Source organism: Aquibacillus kalidii (assembly GCF_014280935.1).
GTDB classification, from domain to species: Bacteria; Bacillota; Bacilli; order Bacillales; family Amphibacillaceae; genus Aquibacillus_D; species Aquibacillus_D kalidii.
Window position 1 is genome coordinate 33,589 of sequence record NZ_JACLZI010000060.1, and the last position, 11,625, is coordinate 45,213.

Consider the following 11,625-nt stretch of genomic DNA (forward strand, 5'->3'; position numbering starts at 1 on the left):
TTCCAAATAAATTCCGAACAATAGCTAGTGCTGATATCTAAAAGATTTCCATCAAGTGCAAAATACTTCTTAACATCAGTATAGTGTGCCTTTGCCTATTTACCAGCTAAATACATCTGTCCACTAGCTGCATTCTTTGGTCTATAAACATAGACTTTTGCAGATCCAAATTTGTTTATAAATTTATTTAGAGCGATTCTTTGTGATGGAAGCCCCAAATTAACTTCATAAATACTATAATCCGTTCCAACTATACCCGCATGACCTACTAAACCAGTATCTTTTTTTAGATAATCTGGTGAAACTAACATATCCCCAACTAACATTTTTGTACTTGTCCCTGGATATAATGGCGCACCACTTCCATCATTAATAATCACTTTTGGTTCTAAATCAAATTCAGTTGTAGCAAATGTTTGTATTGAAAAAAATATTGACAATAAGGCAAAAAATAATCATGAAATTATTTTTTTCATCTTGTTTCCCTCCTATTAGTTTATGAATCTATGAAGCAGAGGGACGGTTCTTCTGCTTCTTTTTAATTAGGGAAGCAAGAGAACCGTCCCCTTGCTTCCTACTAAAATTTCCTATCCTCAACTCATGTACATAATTATCCATTTGTCTTTCGACAGGATCTGACCCCATGTATGTTATTCTAGTAATTGGAAAACTTAAACTACTAGATTGGGATGATCAAACATGGCCAAGCGGAAAAAGAAAAAGCCAAATACCCCTCGGCATAAAAGGATGAATCGTACGCGGAGACTAGAAGCTGCTCCGCATTGGATTCCAAAATACACCAGAAATAATTTAGTGAAAGGGTACAGCAACCATTTTGCTGTCGATCATCTATGTGCGATGTATGAGCTCGAACACCTGGGTTATCAATTTAGTGACGAATACAAGCAACAATTAAAGCGAAATCTAATCAATAAACAACGAGCTACTGAGATAAAAAAAGAAAGAAAAGCGGAGAAAAGACGAAGGGAACAAGAAGAATTATATGAAGAAAGTGATGAAAACTTTACCTTTATTGCAGGCTACACAGAGGGTGGATTTCCATTTGGCATTACATGGGAAGAAAGTGATGAAACCGAACCGAGCAAGGATAATAATGGTAGGGAGGAAAAGAAAGACTGGAATTTTACAGATGATTCTGACCTACCATTTTAAAAACATAAAGAAAGTGAACTTTATAACGAACAAAAATTATCCGTACCCGATTGTTTAATAATCGATGTGCTTGGCAGAATGAGTGATATTGTTTGAACGTTCAACATGATGATGCTTATGAATTTCTTCCATGTTAGACGCACTTCTTTGTATGTATCTAGTCTTTATTATTTTCGCAAAATAAACGTCAAATAATCTCACTAGTTTACAGATGGGGATTTATCACTGTTGGTGACAGGATACTATTTTGATTGGTGCTTAAATAGAGAATAGAGCAGGGGTAATGATGTATAGAAAATAAGGTGAGGAGGAGACTCATAGCAGGCAGTCAAAGACTACTAAGAAGAATGTTCCGAGTAAACAGGTGTTTGTTAGAGTGTGCTAGCGAAGTTGCTTTTTGAAATGAGCTAGGAATAGAATAGGTCGAGGATCACGATATCGTTTTAATATACTTTTAAGTAAAGTTACTAACCCAGTTTGGCTCCACTAATAGCTGTTCGTAATATTAAATTCCTTTCGGCTTTTTGATAGACCTCATCAGATATTATCTCTTGTAACCTTAGGTATTTTATGCAATATATGATTTGTTGAGCAGTCTTTGTATCAATAATTGGTAGTTTTCTAGTCTTATTAATATTGTCTAAGTTTGGTGCAATCTCTATGTTATATAAAGCTAACTGTTCCTCTCGCTTGAGATCATGAGCAAATTGATATATATCAGCTCTTTTAACTTGGTACATCTTTTTTTTATATTTTTTTCCTCCAAATAGCCCATTTTTTGCACCTTCACGGATTGTTGTCTTATAAGTCTGGCTATCTTGTTTTGTTAACCTAAGTATATTAGACACTATTTCACTAGCCTCCGTTATGGTAACATAGCCAGGATCTACATTATAATGTCTTTTTTTCATAATAGTGCCCTCCTTAACAATCCATATTAGATTTCATATTGGTTAATGATGTATATTCAATTAATAATAAGTTTATGCCACAAAATTACTATTTAGTTTATGACTGATGGTGATTTTTAATGTCTTATTTAAATGGATGACTGGTGATAGACAGAGAGGAAAAAGCGAGGTTCTTAAGATGGATGCAAAGATAGTTGGATAGGATTTCCATATTATGGTTATAAGTGCAAAATGTTAATTATAGAAAGTAAAATTCACTAAGAGGTGCCATCATGAACTACCGAACAATAAGGCACCAGGAAGTAAACCAAACAACAAAGCTCACGTAATAGTCTAGGAAAGACTTTTTGTTTACATAATATTTATAGCAACAAATGATCCTGTCCTCAACTTATATACATAATTATCTATTTATCTTTCAAGGTCTGATCCCGATGTTTTTGTCTTAATCATATTATTTCTTTTCATAAGAAATAATATATGAACCCAGCATACTTTCTACTTTTTTGATCTCAAGCAACACAGTATCTTCCTTTTTGACATTCGGATTTTCAGTTGATACAAAATTTAAATGTTCACCAGCCTGAATATTGTAACCAAAAGCACTGTTAGGTTCCAGTTCGCTAACTTCAACAGATACAATTTTTCCTTCCAAATTTTCTCCGTTATTTAGAGCAGCTTCAAACTCTTTTGTAGTATAGTCTGGTTCAACTTTTCCGCAGCCAACTAACACCGATGCAAGTATAAAAAGAGAACTTAATATTAAGATTGATTTTTTCATATTCATCTTCCTTTCTCTAATATTTAACAAAGTATATCATTTATACTTTGAAATACTGTTATTTAAAAATGAAGCACTGTCTAAATAAAAGGAAAAACCTTTAGTTTGTTTTCAATTTATGTATATAAATCCCTTCGGTGTAAACAATATGAATATATTTGATTGGGGGTTTATAAACAATTCGTTGACATTGTTAATGGATCATACATATACTTATATTATATATAGTGGAAGGAGGAAATCGTGTGAAAACAGCCTTCGAAAATATTGGGAATAAGATAAATCTATGGTTAAAAGAACAAAATCTGCCCCAGCATTTTTTTGCGCAAAGGATGGGTATTTCCCCTCAAGTTATGAGTAAAATAATCAATGGTAAAAAAGCAATTAATGTAAATGAGCTAAGTAAAATTGCAAGCATTATGAGTATTTCAGTTGATGAACTATTAATTCCTGATAAAGAATCTCCAATTATTCAAGATCCTATAATGTTTATGATCGGTAATTTAAAAAACGAAAATACTAAAGAAAAGCTCCAATTCTTAAATCATGTGATGGATGAAATGATTGATTTGGAAGATTTAGTTTAGCATTTTTTTCAACAGGAGGGTTTGATATTGACTAATCATCATTCATTGTCACCAAGTGAAGTAAAGGATATTGAAAATAAGGTTCGAAGTAAATTAGGAGAAAAACTTAAGACTAATAGAGTGTTAAGAGAAGAAGTATTAAACTTTATAGAGCAAGAGGCAACGCTGCTTAAATATCCAATAGAAGATGATGAACTTTGCGCCTTTGTATGCAAAAAAAAGGAAAGATTATTTGTTTATATTAATACAAATATCCCAAAAGAAAAGCAGGTATTTGCTGCAGCGCATGAATTATATCATATTTGGTATGATACAGACCGTCTTAACGAAAGTGAATTATTACGTGATAGTATTCTAGAAAATAAAACAGATGATATAAGGGAGCAGAAGGCTAATTTGTTTGCTGCAATCCTTCTTGTGCCAACTGAAGTTTTAAAGAATGAGCTGGATTCTAGAAACATTCAAAAGAACACTTTAAAGTTAGAAGACATTGTTAGATTAATGTCTTTATTTTATGCACCATATAAGACTATTATTCGTCGTCTTTTTGAGATTGGATTTCTTAGTGAAACCGAGTTAGAAAGATTTTTGGAGATACCTGACCGAGATCCACATAATGGGGTTTTATTAATGCGGAAAAGACTTCAGCTTAGTGATTCTACTCAAGATCGAACTAGGGAAGTATTCTTTGAAGGTTTAGTAGACAATGCAATAGTAGCATTTGAAAAAAAACGGATTTCTGAGAAGAAGCTTCGTTATCTACTCTCACTAGTAAATAACTCTCCGGAAAATTTACAGTTATTTCAAGGTTCTGATATTATAGATGAGGATGACTTGAAAGACTTAATGGACGATTATGGTGGAGATGAGTAGTTTGATATAGGAAGAAGCGATGTTGGATACAGACTTTGCAATTAAACTAGAGAAAATACAAAAGATTAACGCTATTGAACAATACATTCCCAAACTTGTTGGGAAATTGTCCATACACCAATACATTTATGATAATGAAATTCTTACTCCTAAGAGAATAAAAGAGCAACTAAACAACTTAATTAGTCAAAATAAAGCGGTTATTGTAAATACAGTTTTTTTAAAAGATGACCCTATTAAAACGAAAATATATAGAGATACTATTAATCACATTGAAAATGTTGATCAAGAAACCAGGATTAATGGTAAGAATTGGGGAGAGACTGTAACATTAGCTTATGCTTTTACACAAGGTATTTCAGTTGTTTTGTCAGATGAAACTGATCTTCAAGCTATGATAGATAATGAGCTTAATAGTGGGGATGAGAATGATATAAAGGTAATTCGATTAAGAGACTTTATACTAGGAATGAAACAATTAGAATTATCAAGGAAAGATGCCTACCAGATTTGGTGTTTATCCCATAAAAAAGGTCTGCTTGATTGGGCCAAAAGAACCTTTCAAGAAGATCTATGGCCGTTGAATAAAAAGAATTAATTCTAAAGAGATTTTTAAAAGTATAATGTAAGTCTATTTTTTCCTCTCACTAAATGCTATTTCTAATTTAAAACAAGCACATCTCAACTTCATTTAACCTCCCCTTCTATACTATGACCGATATCCCCAACAGCAATCAAAACAAAAATGGTACACAATATTCTAAAACTATCAATACAATCATCCACCAATCGACCAAAACTGTACCATACAAGTAGCCGTCCTTTGCATTTGTTTCTCTAATAAATAACAAGACTCCGTTACCGCAAGCTTTCTACCATCCCTGAAGGTAATGATAGATTTCATGTCTTTCTGAGCTTTGTTCGTATTCTCCTTTATGGATAAAACATGGTTATAAAAGATCCACATGCATCTATAATCACTAGGTGAATGGGTGGGGAATGCGTAAATCTGGTTGGTAGGGTCAATCGGGATTGGGACTTTCTTTTGATAGTTAGTTTGGTGCATGACAGCAGAACGTCTACCTTCGTAGGATGAAAGGACGTCTAAACAGGCTCGTTTCATGATATGTATAGGTGGGACACTAACTAGAATTTGTTTGTTTGGTTCAAAGACAATCGTTTGGTAATCGATGTGGTTGCCAGGAATGAGTGACATTGTGCGACTGTTCACATGGTAATGTGGAAGAACTTCTTCCATGGTAGATGCACTCCCTTTGTATGTACTAAAGCAAAGCTATGTTACTTGTTATTTTTTTTGTGGTTTTCTAGTCTTTCCGTAAATTCACGCCAAAAAAGATCATGACTCATATGTAATCCGTCTATTATTTTACCACCTGTGCCATAGAGCGGATGATAAATTCCTCGTTCGATCTTACCTAGATAATTTTCACTAATCCCTGCATTTTCTGCTAGCTGAGCTTGTGTCAGTTTATTTGCTTTTCTTTTTTCTCGTAATAGTTCGCCAAATACTTCCCTTGTAATTTCTTTATCCTCCAATGGTAATCTCCCTTTTTAAATCCAATTATCAAGTCGTTGAAAAGGAAATCCCACGGCGTACTCTACCTATTTAGAAGAAAAATAAAAACCAGGCACATGAGGAGTCCGATGTGACTGGTTTTTATTTTCTAAGTCTATTTAAGCGTTCATATTTAGCGGACCTAGAGATAAGAGGAACTAGACAACGTAATAATTAATCCCTATTCTAATAATTAGAAACCAAACTAGAGTACATACTTTCAATTGCTTACGGTTCAGGGGGAATGACAAATGCCAAGAAAAGAAGAGTTAGAGCATAAACTGGATGAATGGATGCAAAGAGAAGATGATTATGAGGAACCAGATTTTCGGCAGGAATGGGTCGAAGAGGGAATTAATTTACATAAAGAACTGCTGAGGGGAAAGCTGAGCCAGCAGGATGCTGCGATGTATAAGTATACGCTTGCAAATTTGTATTTGGAATATGGTCGTTCGGAAAAAATAATAAGTGGAAATAAACGGACAGCTTTTCGCTATTTACGTCAGGCTGCTAGGGCGCAAACAGACATAGGGGATGCGTTTTACCATTTGGCATTTTTAGCAGAAGACATGACCAAAGGAACAGAAAAATGGGAGTCTGTCGCTTTCTATGCGAAAGAGGCATTAGAGGATGGACGTCGGATGGATGTGGATAAACAAATTAAAATATGGAGTTTACTTGGGAAAGCGTACCATGAATTAGGATTCAAGGACAAAGCTGCTACATGCTTTAGTGAATCGAAACAATTAGATCGAGAGGATGAGTTTATTCGTTTTCGTGATAACTATAGTAAAAAGGACGCTCATCCATCGACTTTTGTTCGATTAAGTAATGGCTCTTCCGCAAAAGTCAGCAGTAGAAGAGCATGGCGGGATGAACTGATTGAAAAGAGTCAGCAAGGAAAGTGTTATGTAATGGATATAGGTAGAAGAGGGACAACCCTTCATGGAAATGGTAGTTACGTAGAATTAAATGTAAAATATGCTGAAATCTTAAAATTATTATTTACCTCTGACTATGGACTAACAAAGGAAGAGATTTTTAACAGCACAACGGGTCTTGGTAACCGAAGTAGAAAGCCAGAAGCAATTAAGACGGATATGAATCGTCTTCGTTTAATCCTGAAACAGGGCTTAGAGGTGGATGGACATGACCTGATCCAAACAACTGGCGAGCGTGGAAATATGCGGTGTTGTTGGAATGCCTCTTATGAAAAACATCTGATTGAATTTCCTAGTTAACAGACGGTTACAAGCTTTGTAACCGTTCCTTGGTATATTTATATCAACAAAGATAACCAAGGAGGAATTGGAAATGAAAAAATCAATTTATGTATCAATGGAAATGCAAAGTGGAACGAAGAAATTGGCAGAGGCGCTGGAATTAAGAGGCTTCCCGGTTAAAGTGAAAGATGACTTTATCTCGTTAAGGAATGGTAGTGAGAAAGACTGTAAGGAGCTAAAACAATTTTTAGACGAGTTACAAATTCCTGTCTTTTGGCAAGGTGAGAAATTCCAGCTGTTAACGAATCGTTTCCCAGTATCTAAAATGAAGGAAATCATTCATGCAAAAGGACGTAATCACGGGGTGCATATGGAGGGGTATCATATGAAGTGGAGATCCTTCGCCAACCGTCGTTATGGAATTCGTACTTATACTACGATCCTATGTCCTTACACAGCTATTATGGTAAAAGCGCTAAATGAAGCAGGAATAGTTGCGCTAACCGGCTGTAATGGACATGGTCAACATAGCCCGAATTTTCAATTGTCAGGTGTGTACTTTGGTGTATGGTTTTCGATCATTCAACAAAAATACCTTAAGGATCTAAACCTACATTATAAATGGAAAGTGTATTACCGAGGTCAAATGACTTCTGGCATAATGGCACATAAAGCTTCTGAACAGTCATGGAATATGATGAAGGTTCTAGCTGATTGTGAACAAATGGCTAATGTATTGGTAAAGCATGCAGCAGAAATCCGCGAGTTAAAGAAGAACAGTTTTAAACGAGGCATGAAGGATATTGCGGATAGCTTACGAGAAAATGGAGCAATAAATGACTTGTCTAACTGGATGAATGGTGAAGTGGAAAAGTAGAAGTAGAGGGAAGCAGAGCGACGGTTCTTCTGCTTCTTTTTTTAGTTAGGGGAAGCAAGGGGACGGTTCTCTTGCTTCCTATATAATAAATTGTAATTAACTAAATTTATCATATACAATTAAAGTGTTGAAATATAATAGACTACTACATATTTAAAATATATACATTTGGAAGGGAGGAAACTCCATTGAAGAGACAACGAGATTTAAGAGGTAATTATGAATTTTCCAGAAGCTATCATTCTCTCATTGTTCCTAAACAAAACATTTCGGACGCAATTTTTCAAGTGATGCAGCAGAGAAATTTATCACTTGAGGAGCTAACAGAGAATATTGACGGAATGAATGTGGAACAGGTCAATCAGGTAACCGCTGGTGAAGACTACAGTATGGAAGCTTTGCTTAAAGTTCTAGACGCGGTAGACCTGGAAATTGAGATAAAGCCAAGAAAATAGAAGAATACGTCTTCTTATGTCGAAACCCCCAAATCGAATCTAGTTAGTGCTATAATTTTCCCTGTATTGCTTCATCTTTTAATAAGGGGGAGATAGGCATGATCCATCGATCAGCTATGGAAAAATTCCCTAAATTATATCCAACTGAGGAGGTGCTAACTACATTAGAGTCTACAACTCTATCGGAGAAAGGGGAAAATGAGCTAAATGATTTTCTCACTCGTTTGAATCGATACGGCATTAATAAGGCCATGCTTGGAAGTCGTCATGTTACTACATATCCAAATGGTGTTGCTAAATTAAGATTCAGTGAATTTGTTTTAACAGTGAGTGAATACGACGGTGAGATGATTTACATTGTGGATATATTCAAAACTCATTTAGTTCTAGTAGAAGCATAATTGTTTCGGGCTAGGTCATTCTAGCCCGGACAATATCAACCCTTATTAGATAAAAAGAAGCAAAAGATGTACGGTGTACTAGTTAAAAAATTATAGCAAGGACTTAGGAAGAATATCATAAACTTTTAAGAAACTCTGAATTTTATATATCAATGAATATTCAAATTTAAAACTATCTTTTTATAGTGTTCTCTAACTTTGCCTAAAATGACGAATTATTAACGATAGTTTAACGAAAAAATATATTTTTTGATATAAAATCAGACTTTCAAAATGAATAACTCCTAAACTCAAAAGTCTAATCGATTTGATCGGTTAGACTTTTTTCTTATCATTTTGAATAGTTACAAACATGAGAAGTTTCTTGCTTTCAAACAAAGTAAACAATCTGAGACTTTGTTCTGGTACAATTTAAGAAACGAATATGTGATACAGAGGTGTAAGAAGTGGAGACTAAACAGCTAGAGGAAATGGTTCAAACGTTATTAAAGGAACAACAAAGTCTGAAACAAGAGATGGAAGAATTAAAACAAAACGCTGCTGAACAGGGGAAACCAGCAACGGACCATCAAGAAAAAGAAGCAGATCGTCAAGATAACGGAGTAGTAAATGAGAAGCAATTAGAATCGAGAATTACAGCACTAATTCATGATGTGGGTGTCCCGGCGCATATTAAGGGATTTAAATATATGAAGGAAGCAGTCAAAATTATCTACTATGATAACGAGGTATTAGGAGAAATGACGAAGGGGCTTTATCCTTTTTTAGCCAATAAATTTGATACGACAGCAAGTCGAGTGGAGCGCGCAATCCGTCATTCGATCGAAGTGGCATGGAGCAGAGGGAATATGGAGCACTTATCGAATTTATTCGGTTACCCGATTAGCATTTCAAGAGCGAAGCCTACTAATTCAGAATTCCTTGGGCTACTAGTAAACTACTTAGAATTGGAATTTCCAAATATAGAAGAAGCCAATCAGAAAAGGGAAGAAATCAGACAACAGATCGACTATGTAAAAGGTCAAAAGAAGCAAAAGCAGGCAGCTAAAAATGTGACCAAAGTGGAAAAGATTCAGGTAGCATCCGTACCCGAAATGGATCAATCAGAGTTGTCGCAAGAAGCCCAACGAGTTATAGGTGTCTGTCAACGAAACGTAGAAAAGTTTCAAAACCATGTGTCGTTCGCCGAGAAGAATAAGGCGCAAGCTGCTATAGGCTTTATGGATGAAAATATTAAATCATTACAGGCAATGATAAAACGTGTGAATCAAAGTGCAATGGGGCGTACCAAAAATGTTTGGAAAAGAGAGTTGAAGAAATGGGAAAAGACACTCATCAATTTGCGAGCTTTATACCGACCATATACCCTTGAAGAGGTCTGGGACCCAGGCTTGTATAAGCAACAAGTGAATTGCTATCGAGATTATGTGACTCTAGTTTTAAAGGATCCTACGTATAATCAACAGGAAAACCAAGCTTTCTTATTTGAGGAATTAAAGATTTTCATCGATAGTCATAACAGTGACTTTTGGCTAAAGCTAAATCAACAAGACATACCAGGTGTACAAAAAAAGTTTCTACTCATCTTATCTGAGTTTAAAAGATTACATAGGTCAGTGGAGGGATAGAAAGCAAACAATTTTGTATGAGGCTTTTCTTCTGCGTTAACTACTGTAACATTAATAGTAGTACAAATGGGGGGGAAGGTGTAGTAACGCGACTCTGAAGCACTAAGCCTAGTAGTTCAAGTTGTTTTACACCACTAGCTATGCTTACACTTGTAGTGAAAGTCGTCGTCTACTTAAACTAAAAGAAATGGCGTTGACAAAGAGAACAGAGGGAAGCAGAGGGAGGTTCTTCTGCTTCTTTTTTAGTTATGGAAGCAAGAGAACCGTCCCCTTGCTTCCTACATCCTACCTAGATAAAACGGTTCATCTAAACCTATAAGCCTATTCGCTGTTTGGATAAAACAGGAAATATGTAATATACCAATAGTTTCAGTGATTCGCTACCATAGTAATAGAAATATTTGGAAGGGGATAGGCAGATGTTAGTGAGTGCGGAAGAGGCGGAGCGGAGAAGGATACGTATGAGGTATCTGCGCAAAGCAGCCGAACTAGAGGAATTCTTGTCACGGCTTAATCATGTAATCCAAGATTTTCATCATGCCCATCAAACGTTTACGAGCGGTAGAAGTAAGTACTCGGCACATTGGCAAGGGGATGTGAGACATGCGTTTGATCGAGTTGCAACGGACGTGAATCAATCGAGGAGTCGAGTGGAACAAACATACAGCGAGCTACGGCAGGAAACGAGGAATAAGATTCACTATTATAGGCAGAAAGCGGCTAATCTGTTATGAGTAAAATAAATGTGAATCTGGGCGAATTGAAGCATCTAGCTAGTATGATTGGGAAGGCTGAACATCAATCTGATGATGCAGTTCAGACCCTTCGTCGGCAATTTCGGTCACTTCAAGCAAGTTATCCTGGTGTTGTACCAGGCTCTATTGATAGTTATACAGATAGACTGGAGAGGGAGTTAAAACGGTATAAAAGAGAGCTAAATGATGCGCGGTACATTGTCCATTTAACTGTCGACCGTATGTTGGAGGATGAACAATCGTTAAAGCGAAAAGCGTCAAAAATAAAACCATCTCCTAATTTAGATGTATGGAATAATATTCAGCGGAATTTCCATCATAGTAATTTTGAATGGAACGGCAAGAAGGTAATGACTAAGGATTTACTTGCTTTAATCGGGAGACT

The 11,625-nt window shown here is 35.6% G+C and carries 16 protein-coding genes; 11 read left to right on the forward strand and 5 right to left on the reverse strand.

Translation table 11 applies throughout. The features are described 5' to 3' along the window. Positions 1–95: 95 nt before the first annotated feature. Complete coding sequence (locus tag H7K77_RS17700; RefSeq protein WP_186579779.1) at positions 96–440, reverse strand: hypothetical protein; 345 nt, start codon at positions 438–440, stop codon at positions 96–98. Between the two features lie 259 nt (positions 441–699). On the opposite strand from H7K77_RS17700, the gene H7K77_RS17705 reads away from it, so the two are divergent. After that, entirely contained in the window at positions 700–1,173 is a 474-nt protein-coding gene (locus H7K77_RS17705; RefSeq protein ID WP_186579781.1) for a hypothetical protein, read from the forward strand. A gap of 467 nt (positions 1,174–1,640) precedes the next feature. Here H7K77_RS17705 and H7K77_RS17710 read toward each other — a convergent pair whose 3' ends face one another. Next, complete coding sequence (locus H7K77_RS17710) at positions 1,641–2,084, reverse strand: hypothetical protein (protein ID WP_186579783.1); 444 nt, start codon at positions 2,082–2,084, stop codon at positions 1,641–1,643. A 454-nt stretch (positions 2,085–2,538) separates the two neighbouring features. Then, positions 2,539–2,865: a hypothetical protein gene (locus H7K77_RS17715; RefSeq protein ID WP_186579785.1), complete on the reverse strand. Its 327-nt coding sequence runs from the start codon at positions 2,863–2,865 to the stop codon at positions 2,539–2,541. A 245-nt stretch (positions 2,866–3,110) separates the two neighbouring features. Here H7K77_RS17715 and H7K77_RS17720 point away from each other — a divergent pair, with 245 nt between their 5' ends. From H7K77_RS17720 to H7K77_RS17730, 3 genes are read left to right on the forward strand one after another with little or no spacing between them, the layout of a single operon-like run. Next, a complete protein-coding gene (locus H7K77_RS17720; RefSeq protein ID WP_186579787.1) occupies positions 3,111–3,452 on the forward strand; it encodes a helix-turn-helix domain-containing protein in 342 nt (113 codons plus the stop codon). 27 nt (positions 3,453–3,479) lie between these two features. Further along, positions 3,480–4,325, forward strand: a complete 846-nt coding sequence (locus H7K77_RS17725; protein WP_186579789.1) for an ImmA/IrrE family metallo-endopeptidase — start codon at positions 3,480–3,482, stop codon at positions 4,323–4,325. A 19-nt stretch (positions 4,326–4,344) separates the two neighbouring features. Continuing rightward, positions 4,345–4,923 carry a hypothetical protein gene (locus tag H7K77_RS17730; RefSeq protein ID WP_186579791.1) on the forward strand — a complete coding sequence of 193 codons (579 nt, stop codon included), beginning with the start codon at positions 4,345–4,347 and terminating at the stop codon, positions 4,921–4,923. 180 nt (positions 4,924–5,103) lie between these two features. Here H7K77_RS17730 and H7K77_RS17735 read toward each other — a convergent pair whose 3' ends face one another. Together H7K77_RS17735 and H7K77_RS17740 are read right to left on the reverse strand one after the other, a co-directional pair. Beyond that, on the reverse strand, positions 5,104–5,583 hold the full coding sequence (locus tag H7K77_RS17735; RefSeq protein WP_186579793.1) for a competence protein ComK: 480 nt from the start codon (positions 5,581–5,583) through the stop codon (positions 5,104–5,106). Between the two features lie 41 nt (positions 5,584–5,624). Further along, complete coding sequence (locus tag H7K77_RS17740) at positions 5,625–5,882, reverse strand: helix-turn-helix domain-containing protein (protein WP_186579795.1); 258 nt, start codon at positions 5,880–5,882, stop codon at positions 5,625–5,627. Positions 5,883–6,152: 270 nt separating this feature from the next. Between H7K77_RS17740 and H7K77_RS17745 the strand changes: the two genes are divergently transcribed. From H7K77_RS17745 to H7K77_RS17775, 7 genes are all read left to right on the forward strand, one after another. Continuing rightward, the gene (locus H7K77_RS17745) at positions 6,153–7,142 is read left to right on the forward strand and encodes a tetratricopeptide repeat protein (protein WP_186579797.1); all 990 of its coding nucleotides are present in this window, start codon (positions 6,153–6,155) and stop codon (positions 7,140–7,142) included. Positions 7,143–7,215: 73 nt separating this feature from the next. After that, a complete protein-coding gene (locus H7K77_RS17750; RefSeq protein WP_186579799.1) occupies positions 7,216–8,001 on the forward strand; it encodes a hypothetical protein in 786 nt (261 codons plus the stop codon). A gap of 188 nt (positions 8,002–8,189) precedes the next feature. Then, entirely contained in the window at positions 8,190–8,456 is a 267-nt protein-coding gene (locus H7K77_RS17755) for a hypothetical protein (protein ID WP_186579801.1), read from the forward strand. A gap of 98 nt (positions 8,457–8,554) precedes the next feature. Continuing rightward, positions 8,555–8,857, forward strand: coding sequence for a hypothetical protein (locus H7K77_RS17760; protein WP_186579803.1), 303 nt, complete (start codon positions 8,555–8,557; stop codon positions 8,855–8,857). Positions 8,858–9,303: 446 nt separating this feature from the next. Then, positions 9,304–10,485 (forward strand): sporulation initiation factor Spo0A C-terminal domain-containing protein, encoded by a 1,182-nt coding sequence (locus tag H7K77_RS21840; protein ID WP_407926445.1) that lies wholly within the window; start codon positions 9,304–9,306, stop codon positions 10,483–10,485. Between the two features lie 419 nt (positions 10,486–10,904). Next, a complete protein-coding gene (locus H7K77_RS17770) occupies positions 10,905–11,219 on the forward strand; it encodes a hypothetical protein (protein WP_186579805.1) in 315 nt (104 codons plus the stop codon). Beyond that, positions 11,216–11,625 (forward strand): hypothetical protein (locus H7K77_RS17775; RefSeq protein WP_186579807.1); only part of this gene is annotated, 410 nt, incomplete at its 3' end. The genes H7K77_RS17770 and H7K77_RS17775, both read left to right, overlap by 4 nt.